This window comes from Bradyrhizobium sp. Leo78 (genome assembly GCF_059512425.1).
On record NZ_JCAMOT010000043.1, the window covers coordinates 21,555 to 40,601 of the forward strand.

The 19,047-nt window shown below is 65.2% G+C and carries 13 protein-coding genes; 7 read left to right on the plus strand and 6 right to left on the minus strand.

The features are described 5' to 3' along the window. Nucleotides 1–56: 56 nt before the first annotated feature. A complete protein-coding gene (hspQ, locus tag AC5ZG1_RS35640) occupies nucleotides 57–389 on the plus strand; it encodes a heat shock protein HspQ (RefSeq protein WP_028166473.1) in 333 nt (110 codons plus the stop codon). A gap of 110 nt (nucleotides 390–499) precedes the next feature. Here the strand turns inward: hspQ and AC5ZG1_RS35645 are convergent, their stop codons facing one another. Then, nucleotides 500–1,330, minus strand: a complete 831-nt coding sequence (locus tag AC5ZG1_RS35645; RefSeq protein WP_456644888.1) for an invasion associated locus B family protein — start codon at nucleotides 1,328–1,330, stop codon at nucleotides 500–502. 378 nt (nucleotides 1,331–1,708) lie between these two features. Between AC5ZG1_RS35645 and AC5ZG1_RS35650 the strand changes: the two genes are divergently transcribed. The 3 genes from AC5ZG1_RS35650 (at nucleotide 1,709) to AC5ZG1_RS35660 (ending at nucleotide 6,414) form a co-directional block, all read left to right on the plus strand. Further along, nucleotides 1,709–3,424, plus strand: a complete 1,716-nt coding sequence (locus AC5ZG1_RS35650; protein ID WP_496135705.1) for an extracellular solute-binding protein — start codon at nucleotides 1,709–1,711, stop codon at nucleotides 3,422–3,424. A gap of 49 nt (nucleotides 3,425–3,473) precedes the next feature. Beyond that, complete coding sequence (locus AC5ZG1_RS35655; protein WP_456644887.1) at nucleotides 3,474–4,976, plus strand: AMP-binding protein; 1,503 nt, start codon at nucleotides 3,474–3,476, stop codon at nucleotides 4,974–4,976. 211 nt (nucleotides 4,977–5,187) lie between these two features. Further along, on the plus strand, nucleotides 5,188–6,414 hold the full coding sequence (locus AC5ZG1_RS35660) for a GGDEF domain-containing protein (protein ID WP_130229492.1): 1,227 nt from the start codon (nucleotides 5,188–5,190) through the stop codon (nucleotides 6,412–6,414). A gap of 28 nt (nucleotides 6,415–6,442) precedes the next feature. Here AC5ZG1_RS35660 and AC5ZG1_RS35665 read toward each other — a convergent pair whose 3' ends face one another. Together AC5ZG1_RS35665 and AC5ZG1_RS35670 are read right to left on the minus strand one after the other, a co-directional pair. After that, a complete protein-coding gene (locus AC5ZG1_RS35665; protein WP_496135676.1) occupies nucleotides 6,443–7,837 on the minus strand; it encodes a mercuric reductase in 1,395 nt (464 codons plus the stop codon). Nucleotides 7,838–8,136: 299 nt separating this feature from the next. Continuing rightward, nucleotides 8,137–11,193, minus strand: a complete 3,057-nt coding sequence (locus AC5ZG1_RS35670) for an autotransporter outer membrane beta-barrel domain-containing protein (RefSeq protein ID WP_496135677.1) — start codon at nucleotides 11,191–11,193, stop codon at nucleotides 8,137–8,139. A gap of 379 nt (nucleotides 11,194–11,572) precedes the next feature. Between AC5ZG1_RS35670 and AC5ZG1_RS35675 the strand changes: the two genes are divergently transcribed. Beyond that, a complete protein-coding gene (locus AC5ZG1_RS35675; protein ID WP_496135678.1) occupies nucleotides 11,573–11,893 on the plus strand; it encodes a hypothetical protein in 321 nt (106 codons plus the stop codon). A gap of 9 nt (nucleotides 11,894–11,902) precedes the next feature. Here AC5ZG1_RS35675 and AC5ZG1_RS35680 read toward each other — a convergent pair whose 3' ends face one another. The 3 genes from AC5ZG1_RS35680 to AC5ZG1_RS35690 form a co-directional block, all read right to left on the minus strand. Continuing rightward, on the minus strand, nucleotides 11,903–12,217 hold the full coding sequence (locus tag AC5ZG1_RS35680; protein ID WP_496135679.1) for a hypothetical protein: 315 nt from the start codon (nucleotides 12,215–12,217) through the stop codon (nucleotides 11,903–11,905). A gap of 309 nt (nucleotides 12,218–12,526) precedes the next feature. After that, a complete protein-coding gene (mfd, locus tag AC5ZG1_RS35685; protein ID WP_496135680.1) occupies nucleotides 12,527–16,045 on the minus strand; it encodes a transcription-repair coupling factor in 3,519 nt (1,172 codons plus the stop codon). Further along, nucleotides 16,042–16,326, minus strand: coding sequence for an FAD assembly factor SdhE (locus AC5ZG1_RS35690; RefSeq protein ID WP_028163490.1), 285 nt, complete (start codon nucleotides 16,324–16,326; stop codon nucleotides 16,042–16,044). Before AC5ZG1_RS35690 ends, mfd begins: the two co-directional genes overlap by 4 nt. 207 nt (nucleotides 16,327–16,533) lie before the next feature. Between AC5ZG1_RS35690 and recG the strand changes: the two genes are divergently transcribed. Beyond that, a complete protein-coding gene (gene recG, locus AC5ZG1_RS35695) occupies nucleotides 16,534–18,642 on the plus strand; it encodes an ATP-dependent DNA helicase RecG (protein WP_496135681.1) in 2,109 nt (702 codons plus the stop codon). A gap of 183 nt (nucleotides 18,643–18,825) precedes the next feature. After that, nucleotides 18,826–19,041, plus strand: coding sequence for a GIY-YIG nuclease family protein (locus AC5ZG1_RS35700; RefSeq protein WP_496135682.1), 216 nt, complete (start codon nucleotides 18,826–18,828; stop codon nucleotides 19,039–19,041). The last annotated feature ends 6 nt before the right edge of the window (nucleotides 19,042–19,047 follow it).

The window sequence follows — 19,047 nt, forward strand, 5'->3', positions numbered from 1 at the left end:
GTTAATTCGCGCGCTTGCCCCTAGCATCCGCCGTCATCATGGTCTATCGACGAGCTATGATAAAAGCGCGTACCGCTAAGTTCCAGATTGGGCAGATCGTCCGCCACCGGGTGTTTTCCTTCCGGGGGGTGATCTTCGACATCGATCCGGAGTTCAACAACACTGAGGAGTGGTGGCTGTCGATCCCGGAAGAGGTGCGGCCGCACAAGGATCAGCCCTTCTATCACCTGCTCGCCGAAAACGCCGAGACCGAATACGTCGCCTACGTCTCCGAACAGAACTTGCTGCCGGACAATTCCGGCGAACCGGTCCGGCACTCCCAAGTGGCCGAGATATTTATCCAAGACAAGTCCGGCGGCTACCGTCCGCGCAATCCTTCGCTGAATTAGCTCGCACGCGACACGGATGCTGCATCGCGGCGGCGCGGATCAGATCGTTCCCGTAGCAAAAAAGGCGCTCCTGCCGGAGCGCCTTTGACGTATCGGGAAGCTTCCCGCTGTTACTTCGCGGGGGGCGGGCTGGAGACGCCCGTCGCCGGCGGATTGGCCTCAAGCTTCTTGCGGGCCTCTTCCGCGCGCTTCTGCAGCTCTTCCTGCAGCTTCTTCTGGTTTTCCTCGAACACCTTCGGGTCGGTCGGCGGACCGTCATAGGCTTTGGCGAATTCGTTGACGAGCGGCAGCGGCAGCGTCAGCGGCGCGCCGTTGGCGTTGATCGCCTGCACCACCAGGTTCTGGCCCTTCTTCAGGCTGTTGAGCAGCTCGGGGGTTGCCTCATAGTCCGACATGCAGCCATTGGCGAAGCAGATCACATAGGGCGCCTGCTGCGGCGGGTTGTTGTCGACGATGATGCGGGTGCCGTGCACGAGCTGCATGCCGAGCGGGAGCGTGACGCGCAGGATCTTCTTCGGCTCACCCTCGGGCTCGATGATCACGGCAGCGATCACCGGCTGGCCGGACTCGATACGGCCGTCCTTGCCCGTGAAGCAGACCTGCTTGGCGTTGGCATCCTGGCCCTTGAGGCAGAACTTGGTCCAGGGCGCGTAGATGAGCTGAACCTGCTGATCCTGGGGCGGCGGCTGCTGCGGCTGGGCTTGCGCGGTCGGAGCGGCCTGGGCGGGCGGCTGACCTTGGGCCGCCGGCGCGGGCGCCTTGGGGGCAGCCTTCGGCGCCGCCTTGGGAGCAGCCTTCGGTGCCGCTGGCGCGGCGGGAGCCGCCGGCTGCTGAGCTCCGGCCTCGGGAACAAGCACGGCCGCGGACAGGGCCGTCGCTGCCAAGGCGGCGAAAATTCGCCCACGCGGCCGGGCCGACGCGGCCAAGATACGGAAATTCATTGCGGAAAACCCTTTCTCAACGGCGGCGCCCGAAACCGCTGCAGGCACCGACACCTAGCCGTTTGGGGCGGCTGTCTCCTAGTCAATTGAGGCGGATACGTGACAGGCGTTGCCGCCTTGTTCAATTGCACGCCTTCAATACAGCGGCAGACGAAAAGATCAATGCCGGCAAGCAGGTTTGCCCCAACGTCACGGCGAGTTGCAGGGTCCTGTGGTAAAGCTCGTTCCGTGAGATTTCGCGAATCAGACCGACGCGTTGCTCCGCGCGTTTCTTGGGTTGCATCTGGGCGTGGCGCCCTCGCCGCGCTGGGTTTTGCCATCGTGCTCGCGCTGGTCGGGACCAGCCCGGCGCAGGCCGCGGAAAGTTATGCGATCGCGATGCACGGCGCGCCGGCATTGCCGGCCGATTTCACCCATATGCCCTACGCCAATCCCGACGCGCGCAAGGGCGGCCGGCTGACCTGGGGCATTCTCGGGACGTTCGACAGCCTCAACCCGCTGATCGTTCGTGGTCTCGCGGTGCAGCAGATCAGGGGCTTCGTCGTCGAGAGCCTGCTGGCGCGCGGCAACAACGAGCCGTTCACGCTCTACGGCCTGCTCGCCAAGACCGTCGAGACCGACGATGCGAGAAGCTACGTTACCTTCCATCTCGATCCCCACGCCCGCTTCTCTGACGGCAAGCCCGTCACGGCCGAAGACGTGCTGTTCTCCTGGGAGCTCCTGCGCGATCACGGCCGTCCCAACCACCGGCAATATTATGCGAAAGTCGCGAAAGCCGATTCCCCCGATCCGCTCACGGTGCGCTTCGATCTCACAGGCGCCAACGACCGCGAACTGCCGCTGATTCTCGGCTTGATGCCGGTGTTGCCGAAACACGCGGTCGATCCGGCGACCTTCGAGGACACAACACTGACGGGACCGATCGGCTCCGGCCCCTATCGCGTCGGCGCGGTGAAGCCGGGCGCGAGCGTCACGCTGGTGCGCAATCCGGATTATTGGGGCCGCGACCTTCCGATCAATCGCGGCCTCTACAATTTCGACGAGATCAGGCTCGATTTCTACCGCGAGGCCAACGGCCAGTTCGAAGCCTTCAAGCGCGGGCTCTACGATTTCCGCGTCGAGGCCGAGCCGCTGCGCTGGCATGACGGCTATGATTTCCCCGCGGCCCGCAACGGCGAGGTAATCCGCGACACCATCAAGACCGGAATGCCGCAACCTTCCGAATACCTGGTGTTCAACACCCGCCGTCCGCTATTTGCAGACGTCCGCGTGCGCAAGGCGCTGACGCTCCTGTTCGATTTCGAATGGATCAACCGCAACTACTTCTTCGGCCTCTATGCCCGCAGCGGCAGCTTCTTCGCCGGCTCGGAACTGTCCGCCTATGGCCGCCCTGCCGACGAGCGCGAACGAGAATTGCTGCAGCAGGCGAACGCGCATATTGCGCCCGACATTCTCGACGGCAGCTATCACCTGCCGGTCAGCGACGGCTCGGGCCGCGATCGCACCGCGCTGCGTAGCGCACTCGCACTGCTGTCGGAGGCCGGCTACGAGCTCGAGGGCACTGTGCTGCGCAACCGCGCGACCAAGGCGCCGTTTGCATTCGAGATCCTGGTGACGACCCGCGACCAGGAGCGGATCGCGCTCGCCTACCAGCGCGACCTCAAGCGTGCCGGCATCGAGGCGCGGGTGCGCGCGGTCGATCCGGTCCAGTTCGACCAGCGCCGGCTCGGCTACGAGTTCGACATGCTCCAGAACCGCTGGGATCAATCGCTGTCGCCCGGCAACGAGCAGTCGTTCTATTGGGGCAGCCAGGCCGCCGATATCCCCGGCACCCGGAATTACATGGGCGCCAAGGATCCGGCGATCGACGCCCTGATCGCCGCACTGCTGGAGGCGCGGGAGCAGCCCGCCTTCGTCTCGGCGGTGCGGGCGCTGGACCGCACGCTGATGTCCGGCTTCTACGCAATTCCCCTGTTTAACGTCGCGGAGCAATGGATCGCGCGCTGGAATCGGATAGAACGACCAGAGAGCACTGCCCTGACCGGCTACCTGCCGGAGACCTGGTGGCAGAAGCCAGAGCCGCAACCGAAGTAGCCGCAGGCCAAGTAATGCAACCGAAGTTGATGCAACCGACGTTGAACCCGTGACCCAGTCCGCTTCGCCCACTCTTGATTCCCTGTTCAAGCGCGTGCTGGCGCGGCAGCCGGACGCACTGGCGCTGGTCGATCCGCTCAACAAGCAGCGCATCACCGGCCAGACGCGCAAGCGGCTGACCTATGCGCAAGCCGACCGCGCGATCTCGGCGCTAGCGGCGCATTTCATTGAAGCGGGATTGCCGGCCAATTCCGTGCTGGCCGTGCAATTGCCGAACACGGTCGAATTCGCGCTGACGGTGCTGGCGGCCCATCGCTGCGGCCTGGTGGTCGCGCCGATGCCGCTGCTTTGGCGGCACGCCGAACTGACCGCGGCATTGAACCGCACCGCCGCGCGGGCAATCGTGACGACGAGCCGGATCGACGGCGTCATCTACGCCGACTTCGCGATGAACGCGGCGGCGGAAGCGTTCTCGATCCGCCATGTCTGCGGTTTCGGCAGCGACCTGCCTGAAGGCATGGCGTCGCTCGACCAAGCTATCCTGCGGGAATCCTCGACCACGCGGGCGGTGATCCAGGACGGCCGCAAGGCCTCGCTGATCTCCTTCGATGTGACCGCCGATGGCTTCCGTCCGGTACCGCGTGCCCATTTCGCCGTGATCGCCGGCGGACTTGCGATGTCGCTGGAAAGCGACGTGCCGCAGGGCGCAACCATCATGTCAACTTTTACCCCGATGTCCTTCGCAGGCCTGGCTTCTTCGCTTGCGGTCTGGCTGCTCACCGGCGGCACTTTGGTGCTGCACCACCCCTTCGATGAAGAGGTGCTGCAGACCCAGATCAACGACCATGCCTGCGACACGCTGATTACGCCTGCGCCTCTGGCGCTGCGGCTGGCTGAACTTGACCTCGACGTCAACATGCCGAGCTTGCGCAACGTGATCGGGCTGTGGCGGGCGCCCGAACAGGTCGCCGCCGGCGCGTCCTGGACCGCGCAGCGCGCGACGCTGACGGACGTCTATCTGTTCGGCGAAGCCGGCCTGTTTGGCGCGCGCCGGACCGCCGAGGACGGTTCGCCAGCGCCGATCAAACCGGGTCCGCATGGCGCGCCGCGCGAGCTTCCGGGCTCCTCCATTGCCGGCGAGATCCTGCTGACGCCAACAGGTACGCTTGGCCTGCGTGGGCCGATGGTGCCCGCCGCAGCCTACGCACCGCCGCAAGTGCCGAACGACACGTTGATAGCGCCGCCCCCCCGCGACTACGTCGACACTGAATACGCAGCGCGGCTCGACCGTTCGACGGGCGCCATCAATATCACCGCGCCTCCGTCCGGCATCATGGCGGTTGGTGGCTACCGCTTCCTCGCCAACGACCTGCAGGAATGGTCGCGCCGACTCGGCCAGGGCGCGTTGCTCACCGCTCTGCCCGACCGCCTCGCCGGCCATCGCCTCGCAGGGCGCGCCCAGGACAATGCGCGCGCCCGCAACGCCATGACAGAACTCGGCCTCAATCCATTGATGGTCGAAGCCTTTCGCGATCGGACCGGCGGCATCTGAGCAAACCCCGCGTTAGAGCATGATCCGGAAAAGTGGAAACCGGTTTTCCCTCGCGACAAACGCGAAGCGTTTGCGCGGAGATCATGCTCAAACAAGGAGATGAGTTCATGATCCGATTCCGTCAAATCGGATCATGAACTAACGTTGACGCTGCATTAAGCGGCGGCAACTAGCATCGCGGCCAACGCTTCCGCCCGATCCGAGTTGCCGAATGCCCCAGCAAGGCCCGATCCTGATTGCCTCGACCACGGGCCGGCCAGCCTTTGCGCGCGCGCTCGATGAGAGCAGGCTGTTCCCGGTAATCGAGACCACATGGACTGACGCCGCGCGCGCCGTCACCCAGGTACAGCCAGCCGCTGTGATCGCCGCTGCCTCGAGCAGAGATGAGGCGGGACTTGCCGAATTGGCAGCGATGATCGCGCCACGCCAGCCCTATCTGCCGCTAATCGCCGTCAATCCCGAAGCGGCGTTGCCCGACAATGCCATTCCGTTCTTTCATGCCGAGAAGCATCCCAGTCGCCTGGTCGCGCGTCTGAACGCGGTGCTGCGCATCCGCTCGCTGCATTCGACCGTGATGCGGCGCCTGGTACCGCCCTCGCCGATCCTGCTTTCGGATATCGACACCAGCCGCGACGCGACCGTGCTCCTGATTGGCCGCGGTGGCGCCTACCCGGCGCTCTCGGTTGTGCTCGGCGAGCGTTGCGGCGTGGTCGGCGCGCTCAGCATCGAGGCGGCCGCCAAGCATCTCAATTCTCGCGACGTCGATGGCATCGTTCTCGGCGAAGGCTTTACGCTGCGTGTGATCGATGCCTTCCTGACGGTGCTTGCCGAAGACGCCCGCTTCCGCAATCTGCCGGTCGTGGTAACGCCGGACGGGCTTGCCCCCAGCTACGAACTGCCCCATCTCGAGCTGGTTGCCCGCGAGCCGGCCGACGTCGCCGCGATCGCTCTGCCCTTGGTGCGCCAGCACGCATTCGAAGTGCATTTGAGCCGGACGCTGCGCGCGATCGACGCCGAGGGCCTGATCGATGCGCGCACTGGCCTGCTCACCCGCATTGCCTTTGAGCGCGATTTCGCCACCGCCGTCTATCAGGCCACCGAGCACGGCGGCGCGTTGAGTGTGGCGCGCTTCGCCTTCGATCCCGACCATCCCCGCGCGCAATTCGACGGCGCGCGCATTATCAGCCGCCTGATGCGCCAGATGGATTTCGGCGCGGCCCAGGAAGACGGATCGGTCATCGTCGTATTCGCGGGCGCCGACTTGCGCAACGCCCATGCCATCGCGCGTCGCCTGTCCAGCGTCATGCGCCACACCAGCCATGGCACGCACGATATGCGTTCCGATCCCAGCGTGAGCGTCGCTACGCTGCTGTCGAACGACACGGCAAGATCGCTGCTCGCGCGGCTACACGACGAGGCGCACCGCGCGGCATCATAGCGGCGCAAGGAGCGCCCGCGTCGTCCGATCAAGACCGCGGCGGCACGTTTGCGAATAGCGGCCCCAATCCTTCCGCGATGGTGAGATGGGCGATGACGGCATCACGCAACTTTGGGTACGGCAAGCCGGCGAGCATTGCGGTCTGGATGACGGCCATGACTTCGCCGGCCTCGGAACCGATCATTGAGAAGCCGAGGACACGGTCGTCATTCGCGCTGACGACCACCTTCATGAAGCCATCGGTCTCGTCGGTTGCCTCCGTGCGCAGGACATGACACATCGGCAGCTTCGCGACACGCGCAGGGATACCCTGCCGCTTGGCTTCCTGCTCGGAGAGGCCGACACGTGCGAGCGGCGGATCGGTGAACACGACATAGGGAATGAGGCGATCGTCGGTCCTGCGGCTGCCGCCGGCCATGTTGTCCCTTACAATTCTGAAGTCATCGATCGAGACATGCGTGAACTGGGGGCTGCCGCAGCATTCGCCGATCGCCCAGACACCGGGCGCGGTCGTTTGCAGGCGCTCGTTGACACGAATGAAGCCGCGGGCATCGAGTTCTATTCCAGCTTCATCGAGCCCGATGCCGGCGGTGTTGGCGACGCGGCCAACCGCCACAAGCAAGTCGCTGCCTTCGATCTTCTCTTCACCCTTGGGGGTGCGCACGCTAACCGAGACTGTATCGCCGGAAACACCATGGACACTGACGGGCTGGGCGTTCAGCAACACGTCAATCCCCTCACCGCTCAGAATGCGCTGAATCTCTTCGGCCGCATCGGTATCTTCCCGTCCCATGAGCTGGCGACCCGGCTCGATGATTGTCACCCGGCTGCCGAACCGACGGAAGCCCTGTGCCATTTCGACACCGACATAGCCGCCCCCGAGTACGATCAAGTGCGACGGCGCGTAGTCGAGCTCTAGCGCTTCGATATGAGTAAGCGCACGCGCGGCCTTGAGACCGGCGATCTCAGGAATGGCTGCGTGCGTACCAACATTGAGGACAACCTCGTCACCCGCGAGCAAGCGGGTACCCCCATCGTTCAACGCGACCTGAAGGGTCTTCGGACCCACGAAGTGGCCGCTGCCCATGATGAGTTCTGCGCCGCTCTCCTTGTAGGCGTTCAGGTGGAATGCGATCTCGCGGTCGACCATGCCCTGTTTGCGAGCGCGCATCTTGCCCATATCGGTCTTGACGGCGCCAGTCAGTGTCCCGAAATGCGCAGCGTTCCGCACGAGGTGAGCGACCCGCGCACTCCAGATTTCATTCTTCGACGGGAGACAGGCGACTGCCGGGCAGGAGCCGCCGACCCAGCGGCGCTCGACCACAGCGACTTTCTTACCGGAACGGCCAAGGTGCCATGCGAGCTGCTTGCCGCCCTGACCGCTGCCGAGGATGACGACATCGAAGTGTTCAGCCTGAGACATGGATCATCTCCCTGTTGTCTCCGAAACGGACCCTTACCTCCGGGGACATAGGAGTGCGCCAGAGGCGCCACCGCTATGCGCCGCTGATCGTGATCGCGCTCTTATGGTTGCGGCTGGAACCTTCGGGGTGGAGAGCGCTGCCCTGGCTGCCGCCACGCCGAAGTTCCCCGCACGACACTCGTCGCGCGTGGTGGGGTTTGCGTCGCGCCTCTGCTAGTGCGCTCCTAGATCATGATCTCCGCGCGAGCGCTTCGCGTTGTCGCGAGGGAAAGCCGGTTTCTACTTTTCCGGATCGGGCTCTAGAATCTCCAGGAGAAGCTGCCCTTGACCGAATGATCCTGCACGCGGTCCGCGAGCTGGCCGACATAGGAGATGCCGACGCTGGCTTGCGGCGTGACCCGCAAGTCGAGCCCGCCTTCGACCAGCGCCGCGTTGCGCGCGAGCGGCACGCCCGCGACCATGAAGTTCGCGCCCGTGCTCTGGAACGCCAGCGCCGCCGTCGGGGTGACATCACCGAGCGCGTACTGCCACGCCACCGAGGCGCGCGGCGTCAGCGACATGCCGTTCGTCAGCAGGAAGCTGGTGGCGATGCGCGCGCCGAGCGTCGAGTAGCCGACGTCTTCCTTGGTGCCGGAGCCGAGCAACGCGGCGATGCCGCTACCGCCGGTCTCATTGAAACTGTTGGTGTCGAGATGGACCCAGGCGAGCCCCGCAAACGGTTCGAGCGCAACCTGTCCGACGGTCAGCCCATAACCCACCTCGCCGAACACCTGCGCCGTGGTGGCGTCGTAGCGGGCGCGCGCGGTGTCGAAGAAGTTCGGGAAGACGATCGAACGGCTGGTATCGAGCGTGCTGAAGCTTGCCGCCGCAGCGCCGCGCAGGCTGAGCGCACCGTAGGTCGCACCGACATAGCCGGCGAGATGGGCGGTCTCGACATCAGCGGAACTCGTCCGGTCGCTGACGCGGACGGTTGAACTGGTGTAGCCGCCGGCGATGCCCACGATCGAGTTGGGAGCGAAGCGATGATCGACGCCGCTAAAGAAGCCGGCAAGATCGCGCGTCATGCCAGCGGCATTGCCGTTGCCGTCGAGCCGGCCCCAGGCGCCGACGCCCTGCGCCCAGAACGCCGTCTCGGGAAGCACTGCGGGCACTGCGGGCGGCGCTTTCATCGGGAAAGCCGATTTGCCCACCCCTGCATAGGCGAGCGCAGGACTGGCCGACGCGGCCAACTGCGGGCCTCCGGAGGTGAGCGCGGCCATCGGCCCCGCGTCGCCGGTGAATGAAGCCTGCCGCAACCGTCCGAGCACGGCCTCGCGCAGATAGCGGGCGTCGTCGATCATTGCGGTCTGCGCGCTGGCATGCACTTCGCCCGACAGCGCATCGAACGCCTGCCGCGCGCCGGCCGCACTCTGGTTGAGCACGGCAATCACCAGCGGGCTGGTCAGTGAACTCTCCTGCAAGGCGCCGGCCGCCGTGCGCTGGTTTGGGGTCTCCGCGACGTCGGGGAATGCGGTGCTGCTGCGGGCGAATCTCAGGAATACGTCGTTGGCACCGTAGCTCAAAGTCGGCGTCAGGAAGATGAGGCTGCTGCTGACATCCGCAAACGTGCCGGTGACGCCGCCGTTCGCGGTGAGGATGGTGTAGGCTGTCTGCGGCGAAAAGATTCCGCTCTGCGCCAGCGCCAGCACGGTGCCCCCCGTGAGGGTTGCGGTCCCGGTAGCGACAATCCGATCGGATTGGCCGGCCGCATTGGTCTCGACTTGGTAGATCGAGCCCGCCGCGAAGCTGACATTGCCGGCGACGTTCAGGGTGCCGATCGAATTGCCGGGCGCGACGGCGCCGCCATTCGCAACAGCGAGGCCGCCGATGGTACCGATGCCGCCGAGCGTGCCGCCGCCGTTCACAGTGACGGTGCTGGCGAGGCTCGCGCCGGCGTGGTTGTCATCGCCGACCACGAGCTTGCCGGCATTGACGGTGGTTGGACCGGTGTAGGTGCTTTGGCCGTTGAGAACCAGGGTCTTCGAACCGGCCTTGATGAGAGCACCGCCTCCGGTGATCACATTGCTGAGCGTCATGTCCGACGACTGGTCAAACGTCAGCGTGCCGGCCTGGATTGCAATATTGCCAGTCAGGCCCGGCGTCGAGCTGCCGAAGATGAGTGTGTTTGCCCCACCAAGAAACGTGAGAGCGTTGGCGCGGGTCATACCGTCGTTGGACAAGCCGCCTGAAATCGCGCCGTTGTTGATGACAGTGGCATCCGTGCCGACGATGCCGGCGCCGCCGCCGAGGGTGCCGCCGCTCCCGCCATCTCCCCCGATGATCGATCCTGTGTTGGTAAGCGATGAACCCGACAGAATGGCACCGGCTCCGCCACCACTGCCCCCCGCCCCACCGCTGCCGCCTCCGAGACCGCCGCGAATGATGCCGCGGTTGTCGAGCGACGAGGCGGCACTCAGAGACACGCCAGCGCCGCCGCTCCCAGCGGGAGCCAGGACGCCGCCATATCCCACGGCGCCGCTGCCGCCTATGCCGCCGATGATGTTGCCAGTGTTGACAACCGAAAGTGCGGCCCCGACAAGGCCGGCACCGCCAGCGCCTCCGACGCCACCACCTCCAGCGCCGACGGCTGCGCCGGCCGTCCCGCCGGTGCCCCCAGCGATTGTCCCGGTGTTGGTGAAGCTGGCACCTGTGGCACTGAATTGAACGCCCACGCCACCGCTGCCGCCACTACCGCCGGTGTCAGGATACGGGGGGCCACCGTAAATTCCCGACTTGCCGCCGTCGCCGCCACTGCCACCGGTGATGGTCCCGCTATTGCTGCTGGCGCCGTTGCCGGTGATCACCGCTCCGTACCCGCCTGCCCCGCCACCGCCGCCGCCGCCCGCGCCCCCCGAATTGGCGTCGCCGCCCTTGCCGCCTCGGCCGCCGACCATCGTCCCAGTGTTGGTCAGAATCGTTGTGCCGGCGCCGTTGCCATTGTATCCGCCGCCACCGCCGCTTCCGCCCAGGAGGCCGGTCTGTCCGTCATGGCCGTTCGGATCGCCCGCCGTACCTCCGGTGCCACCAGGAAGACCGCCGAACGCACTACCGCCGTCACCGCCTCCAGCGCCGCCGCCGCCGGCCCCAGCCAACGAATCAGGACGCACGCTATCGCCCGGATTCCCGGTATAACCAACGCCGCCAGCAGCAGGGAACCAGCCGAACCCGGCGCCGCCCCGGCCGCCATCAGCCCACGCCGCCATGGTGAAGCCGATAACCACACAAAAGGCTGTGGAACCGACACGCATGACGCGCCGGACCTGACGATGACGATAGCCGTCGCCCCGCGACTGGCGGTCCGAACATTTCCACGTCATTGCAGCCCCCACGACACTACCAATTTTCCGCACGCGCCTGTGGTTGCCGCAAAGCCATTTGCACGACTTCTGATCACGTCAACCTGTGCGGCGACTTGCCCATCACCGATGCCGATGTTCGCGAGAAAGCTCGCGACATTGGACTTCAGCAACGTTGATACTTACGCTGGCTCCTCAACGACGCCGAGGAAACAACGCACGCACCCAAACAGTCTTCGATGAATCACGATCTGACTACTAACCGCAAGGGTATACAGGCGGTGGCGTGAGCGTTAAGAAAAACGAGCGAGGCTTTGCTGCAACAGATCGGGTTCCCGATTGCTGCAAACTGCGCGCAAAATAGATTCAATCTCAACCAGAAACTGCAACGCAGAATCCCATGGACAACAGGGACAATGATCTCGACGCCGAGATCATTCGCCTTTCCGAGTCCGAGCCCGATCTGAACGCGCCGCCTAACGTGCCGTTCACGAGCATCATTCGCCTGATCGACGCGGAAGTTGTGAGCTTTTCCGAGTTCCATCACGCGAGCCAGGGCGTCGCCACGATCAACGCGCACGTCAAGGCGATCAACAGCAAGATCGACTCGGACAGCCGCCGTGCGGCCATCGTCATCGCACACACCACACCGCCTTTCGCCGATCTGCCGCCGCTCTGGAAACTCGGCCTCGATGCGTGGGGCAGCCAGGCGCAGCCGTAAGCTTCTTGGTCAGTAGCAGCGCGTGATGTTGACGGTGTGCTCACCGCCGCGCCGTCCGGGGACCGTCACGCTCTCCGAGGGGCAGCTCGAGACATAGGGTCGATCGGAAGGTTCAACCATTGGCGGATAGCGATGGGCCCAGTCCCAGGGGACGTCATAGGTGTAGGTGTTGCGGAAGTCGCCCGAGACAGATTGCGATTGCGGCATGCCGGCGATGCCTTCGCCGACCGCTGGCGCATCGAAATAGCCTGCAGTGCCCGGCCAGAAGCCACCGACAAAGCCTCGCCGATGCGGCCGGAACGCAGGACCAACGTGCCCGCGCACAACCGACGGCGCCGAAGCAACCCCGGCGCGCGCTGCTCCTCCCGACCTCGCGGATGCATCATTCGCAGCAAACAGGAGCGCTGCTGCGCCAACAAACGCGATCAACGCGCCACAGATTCGATTCCTCATGGTACGCACCAACTCGCCGGTTACGGAGCCGCACTCGGCGCACGCTAGGCCATGCGCTTTCGTGCCGCCAACGCATACTTAACTGGTAGTTAAGCAGTAATATTAACAGCCAACTATTGTCTCAAAAGCTCGGGATCGGCCGCGCTGCGCGACCGGCATCCCGCGGACAGGAAGGCAAGCTTACGCCGCCTTCTTGTTCTCGGCGAGATTGGCAAGTTGCCGCAGGATTTCCGTTGTCCCTGCAAGCCGTTCCTCCGGAGTCTTCCATTCCTGGAAGAACACGACCTTCATGTCAGGCCGCACCTTGGCGGCTTGGCCATGCTGGCGGATGAAGGCAACCAGGCGGTCGGGTTGGGCAAAGGCATTGTCGCGGAACGAGATCACGGCGCCCTTCGGGCCGGCATCGACCTTCTCGACATTGGCGCGGCGGCAATAGGCCTTGATGGTGGCGACCTTGAACAGATAGCGCACCTCGTCGGGCAGCACGCCGAAGCGGTCGCGCATCTCGACTGCGAAATTGTCGATCTCCTCTTCGGTGTCGAGATCGGCGAGCCGCCGGTACAGCGACAGCCGCACCGAAAGATCGTTGACGTAATCCTCCGGAATGAGCACGGGCATGCCGATCGTGATCTGCGGCGACCAGCGGTCGGCGGCAGGCTCGGCGACGCCGGCTTTGAGGTTGACGATCGCCTCCTCCAGCATCGATTGATAGAGTTCGAAGCCGACTTCCTTGATGTGACCGGATTGCTCCTCGCCGAGCAGATTGCCGGCGCCACGGATGTCGAGGTCGTGGGAAGCGAGCTGGAAGCCCGCGCCCAGCGTCTCCAGCGACTGCAGCACCTTGAGCCGCCGTTCGGCCTGCGCCGTAATCTTCTGCTGCGCCGGCAGCGTGAACAGCGCATAGGCCCGCAGCTTCGAGCGACCGACGCGGCCGCGGAGCTGATAGAGCTGGGCAAGGCCGAACATGTCGGCGCGATGCACGATCAGCGTGTTGGCATTGGGGATATCGAGCCCGGACTCGACGATCGTGGTCGACAGCAGGATGTCGTATTTGCCGTCGTAGAACGCCGACATGATGTCCTCGATCACGGTCGGCGGCATCTGGCCGTGCGCCACCGCGACCTTCATCTCCGGCACGTTCTTGTCGAGGAAGTCCTTGACACCAGCGAGATCCTCGATCCGCGGCACCACATAGAACGCCTGCCCGCCGCGATAACGCTCGCGAAGCAGCGCCTCGCGGATCATCAAGGGATCATGCGGCGCGACGAAGGTGCGCACCGCGAGCCGGTCGACCGGGGGCGAGGCAATGATCGAGAGCTCGCGCACGCCGGTCAGTGCAAGCTGCAGCGTGCGCGGGATCGGCGTCGCGGACAGCGTCAGCACATGCACCTGCGCCCGGAGCTGCTTCAGCCGCTCCTTGTGGCCGACGCCGAAATGCTGTTCCTCGTCGACGATCAAAAGGCCCAGGTCCTTGAACTTGATCGACTTGCCGAGCAGCGCATGGGTGCCGACGACGACATCGACGCTGCCGTCAGTGAGCCCCTTCTTGACCTGCGTCAGCTCCTTTGTCGGGATCAGCCGCGAGGCCTGCGCGACATTGACCGGGAAGCCGCGGAAGCGCTCGGCAAAGGTCTTGCTGTGCTGGCGCGCGAGCAGCGTGGTCGGCACCACCACCGCAACCTGCTTGCCGTCGAGCGCGACCGCAAATGCCGCGCGCAGCGCCACTTCGGTCTTGCCGAAGCCGACATCGCCGCAGATCAGCCGGTCCATGGGGCGGCCGCTCTCGAGGTCCTTCAGCGTCGAGTTGATCGCGCCGAGCTGGTCCTCGGTCTCCTCATAGGGGAAGCGCGCGCAGAACTCGTCATAGACATGCGGCTGCACCGGCATCTTCGGCGCTTCATGCAGCATGCGCTCGGCCGCGATCTTGATCAATTCGCCCGCGATCTCGCGGATGCGGTTCTTCAGTTTCGCCTTGCGCGCCTGCCAGCCGGTGCCGCCGAGACGATCCAATTCGACATTGGCGCTGTCGGAGCCGTAGCGCGACAGCAGCTCGATGTTCTCGACCGGCAGAAACAGTTTTGTCTCCGCCGCATAATGCAGCTCGAGACAGTCATGCGGCGCGCCCCCGACCTCCAGCGTCTGCAGGCCGACGAAGCGGCCGATGCCGTGCTCGACATGGACGACGAGATCGCCGGCCGACAGGCTCGTGACCTCCGAGATGAAGTTGTCGAGCTTGCGATGCGCCTTGCGCGGCCGCACCAGGCGGTCGCCCAGGATATCCTGCTCGCTGATGACGGCGACATCGTCGGTCTCGAAGCCCGATTCCATGCCGAGCACAGCGAGCATTGCCTCGTTGCGCGGCGTCGCCTGCACCATGCGCCAGGTGTTGACGTTGGTGACATTGTGGAGCTTGTGGTCCTGAAGCATCGAGCCCATGCGGTCGCGCGAGCCCTCGCTCCACAACGCAATCACCACCTTCTTGCGCTGTGCCTGCAGGGCCTGCACATGGGCGGCGACGGCCTGGAACACGTTGATGGAGGTATCGGCGCGCTCCGGCGCGAAGTTGCGGCCCTGCCGCGCGCCGGCGTCGAACACCTCCGTGCTGCCTTCGGGCACGGCAAACGGCGTCAGCCGCGCCAGTGCGCCATCGTTCAGGCGCTGCGTCCATTCTGCCTCGGTGAGATAGAGCTGGTCCGGCGGCAGGGGCTTGTAGATCGCGCCGCCACCGGGATGCTCCATCGCCTCGCGCCGCGCGTCATAGTAGTCGACAATCTGCTTGAAGCGCTCGCGCGCGGCGTCCTCGCCCTGCGGCTCGATCGCGATCGGCGCGCCGTCGAGATAGTCGAGCAGCGTGTCCATCCGCTCCTGGAACAGCGGCAGCCAGTGCTCCATGCCGGGATGGCGGCGGCCTTCGGTGACGGCTTCATACAGCGCATCGTCGCGCTCCGGTGCGCCGAAGGCGGCGACATAACCCATGCGGAAGCGGCGGATGGTCTCCGTGGTGAGCTGGAATTCCGAGACCGGAACCAGATCGAGCCCGCGCATGTCCAAAAGCGTACGCTGGGTCTCGGCATCGAAGGTGCGGATCGACTCCAGGGAATCGCCGAAGAAATCGAAGCGCACGGGCTGCTCGAGCCCGGCCGGAAACAGGTCGAGGATGCCGCCGCGCACCGCATATTCGCCGGGCTCGCGCACGGTGGAGGAGCGCGTATAGCCGTTGTGCTCAAGCCACGCGACAATCGAGTCCATCGGCACGACATGGCCCGGCGCGACCGACAGCGCCTGCGCCGCCACCACCTCGCGCGCCGGCACCCGCTGCACGATGGCGTTCACGGTGGTCAGCACGATCAGAGGCTTGTCGCTGCCGGCGAGCCGCGACAGTCGTGCCAGCGTGGTCAGGCGCTGCGCCAGGACGCCACCATGCGGCGAGACACGGTCATAGGGCTGGCAGTCCCAGGCCGGGAACTGCATCACGGCAAGATCGGGCGCGAAGAATTCCAGTGCGCGGGCAAGCTGCTGCATCCGCGCCCCGTCGCGGCAGACCACGGCAAGGCTGACCGCCGGCCGCCTCGGCTTCGCCGCGATCGCGCGCGCGAGATCGGCGATGATGAGCCCCTCGGCCCCCTCCGCGACATTGGCAAAGGTCACCGCGCGCCCGGGGGCCAGCAGCGCGGCGGGCGATTTGGCTTGTGGTTTCATGTGTCGTGTTCCACCGCGCGAAACGCCTTGATGCGGGCAAACAGCGCCCCTGCCTCGTCAAGCGGCCTGTCGCCGATCAGCGCGGCATAGAGGTCGGGATCGGGCACCTCGAGCAGATGCTCCAGTTCGGACAGTTCGGCCTCCGAGAGGTTGCCGATTTCGGCGTCCGCAAAGCGGCCGAGGATGAGGTCCATCTCGCGGGTGCCACGATGCCAGCAGCGAAACAATAGCCGCTTGCGGCGGTCGTCGAGCCCGCCGCTCGACCGTGTCGTTCCCGTCATGTCGCCAAATCCATCCAAACGCCAAAAGCCCGGACGTGCCGGGCGGGGGTGATATAGCGACTGGGATGACCGATGTCAGCCCTTCTTGTTCCCAATTATCAACGCCTCCCGTCATTGCCGGGCTTGACCCGGCAATCCATCCTCTCTTCAAGATGGATGCGCGGATCAAGTCCGCGCATGACGCGTCTCGCACGACGAAAGACCTGAATGCGCCCTGCTCTGCTCAATCCCCTGTTTGCGCCGGTCACGAGCCTGTCAGGCGTCGGGCCGAAGCAGGACAAGCTGCTCCGCTATCTGCTTGACCGCAGCGAGACGCCGCGGCTGGTCGATCTGTTGCTGCATCTGCCCGCAAGCGTGATCGACCGCCGCGCGCGGCCGAAGATCCGCGACGCGGTTCCGGGCACGGTGGTGACGCTTGAGGTCACGATCGACCGCCATCGCCCGGCCCCGCCGCGCAGTTCGCGTGCGCCCTATCTCGTCTATGCCAGCGACGACACCGCCGATGTGGTGCTCACCTTCTTCCGCGCCCAGCCGGGCTATGTCGAGAAGCTGCTTCCCGTCGGAACCAAGCGCTATGTCTCCGGCACCTTGCAGATGTACGACGGCATCCCCCAGATCGTGCATCCCGACCGCGTCGTCGATGAAGAAGGCTTTGCAAAACTCTCCGGCATCGATCCGGTCTATCCGCTGACCGAGGGACTTGCGATCGGCTCGCTCCGCCGTGCCATCGCGCAGGCGCTGCAGAAACTGCCCGCATTGCCAGAGTGGATCAGCCCGGAGGTGCTGCGCCGCTGCAGCTTTCCGCCGATCGCGGAAGCGCTGCAGCGTGTCCATGTGCCGGTCGAGCTCACCGACATCCTGCCTGACGGCCCGTTCTGGTCGCGCCTTGCCTTCGACGAGCTGCTCGCCGGGCAATTGGCGCTGGCACTGATCCGCGCCCAACTCCGCCGGCCTGCCGGCGATCGCAATGCCGGCGACGGCCATCTGCGCAACAAGATCATCGACGCGCTGCCCTATGCACTGACGGCTTCGCAACGCTCCGCTATGGCGGCGATTGCAGAAGATCTGCGCCAGCCGGTGCGCATGCTGCGCCTGCTGCAGGGCGACGTCGGGTCCGGCAAGACCGTGGTGGCGCTGCTCGCGGCCGCGGCCGTCGCCGAAGTCGGCAAGCAGGCCGCGCTGATGGCGCCGACCGAAATCCTGGCGCGGCAGCACATCAAGACCATCGCCCCGCTTGCGGAGCGCGCCGGTCTTCGTGTCGCGATCCTCACCGGCCGCGAGAAGGGCAAGGAGCGGCGTGAACTGCTCGCCCGGCTCGAGGCCGGCGAGATCGACCTTTTGGTCGGCACCCATGCGCTGATCCAGGACGACGTGATCTTCAAGTCGCTGGCGCTTGCGATCGTCGATGAGCAGCATCGCTTCGGCGTGCGCGAGCGGCTGGCGCTGACATCGAAAGGCGAAGCGGTGGACGTGTTGGTGCTGAGCGCCACGCCGATCCCGCGCACGCTGGTGCTCACCTATTTCGGCGACATGGACATCTCCGAATTGCGAGAAAAACCGGCCGGCCGCCAGCCGATCGATACCCGCGCCGTGCCGGCAAGCCGCATCAGCGACGTCATCGACGCCGTCGGCCGCGCGCTGACGGCGGGCAAGCTGGTCTACTGGATCTGCCCGCTGGTGGAGGAATCCGAAGCCGAAGGCACCGAACACCTGACCAACGCGACGAAGCGGTTCGAGAGCCTGCAGAAGCGTTTCGGCGACAGTGTCGGCCTCGTCCACGGCCAGATGAAGGGCGCGGAGAAGGACGCCGTGATGGCGCAGTTCGCCGCGCATGAGATCACGCTGCTGGTCGCCACCACGGTCGTCGAGGTCGGCGTCGACGTACCGGCGGCGACCATCATGGTGATCGAGAACGCAGAGCGTTTTGGACTTGCGCAACTGCACCAACTGCGCGGCCGGATCGGGCGCGGCTCGGAGGCGTCAACCTGCCTGCTACTCTACCAGGAGCCGCTCGGCGAAATCGCAAAAGCGCGGCTTAAAGTGATCCGCGAAACCACCGACGGCTTCCGTATCGCCGAGGAAGACCTGAAGCTGCGCGGCGAAGGCGACGTGCTCGGCATCCGCCAAAGTGGCCTTCCAGGCTACCGCATCGCGCGCCCTGAGGTACACGGCCAGCTCATCGCGCAGGCCCGCGACGAAGCGCTACGCATCATGAAGGACAATCCGAAGCTGAAAGGCGAGCGCGGCGACGCCTTGCGCTGCCTGCTCTACCTGTTCGAACGTGACGAAGCGATCCCCCTGATCGGCGCGGGGTGACGTTCTTCCCCGTCATTGCGAGCGCAGCGAAGCAATCCATGGTACGGCAAGCGGAGACGTGGATTGCTTCGTCGCTTCGCTCCTCGCAATGACGGTGTTTGTGGCAGCAGGACCGCGCAACCCCAACCGCCGTCATTGCGAGCGCAAGCGAAGCAATCCACCTTTCCGCGCTCTCGAAAGCCAATGGATTGCTTCGCCTTTGAGCATCGCGAAGGACTCGTAAAAGGCTTTACGGCGAAATACGGCAGCAAGGTGCTGGTCTGGTACGAACTCCACGACACCATGCTCGACGCCATCGCGCGCGAAAAACAGATCAAGGCCGGCAGCCGCGCGAAGAAGATCGCCCTGATTGAAGCTGTGAACCCGGATTGGAAAGATTTGTACGACACGTTGATCTGACTGGCT

Coding starts and splice junctions, on each gene's coding strand:
- hspQ (WP_028166473.1), top strand. CDS start 57: ATGATAAAAGCGCGTACCGCTAAGTTCCAGATTGGGCAGATCGTCCGC.
- AC5ZG1_RS35645 (WP_456644888.1), bottom strand. CDS start 1,330: ATGAATTTCCGTATCTTGGCCGCGTCGGCCCGGCCGCGTGGGCGAATT.
- AC5ZG1_RS35650 (WP_496135705.1), top strand. CDS start 1,709: ATGCACGGCGCGCCGGCATTGCCGGCCGATTTCACCCATATGCCCTAC.
- AC5ZG1_RS35660 (WP_130229492.1), top strand. CDS start 5,188: ATGCCCCAGCAAGGCCCGATCCTGATTGCCTCGACCACGGGCCGGCCA.
- AC5ZG1_RS35665 (WP_496135676.1), bottom strand. CDS start 7,837: ATGTCTCAGGCTGAACACTTCGATGTCGTCATCCTCGGCAGCGGTCAG.
- AC5ZG1_RS35670 (WP_496135677.1), bottom strand. CDS start 11,193: ATGACGTGGAAATGTTCGGACCGCCAGTCGCGGGGCGACGGCTATCGT.
- AC5ZG1_RS35675 (WP_496135678.1), top strand. CDS start 11,573: ATGGACAACAGGGACAATGATCTCGACGCCGAGATCATTCGCCTTTCC.
- mfd (WP_496135680.1), bottom strand. CDS start 16,045: ATGAAACCACAAGCCAAATCGCCCGCCGCGCTGCTGGCCCCCGGGCGC.
- AC5ZG1_RS35690 (WP_028163490.1), bottom strand. CDS start 16,326: ATGACGGGAACGACACGGTCGAGCGGCGGGCTCGACGACCGCCGCAAG.
- recG (WP_496135681.1), top strand. CDS start 16,534: ATGCGCCCTGCTCTGCTCAATCCCCTGTTTGCGCCGGTCACGAGCCTG.
- AC5ZG1_RS35700 (WP_496135682.1), top strand. CDS start 18,826: ATGGATTGCTTCGCCTTTGAGCATCGCGAAGGACTCGTAAAAGGCTTT.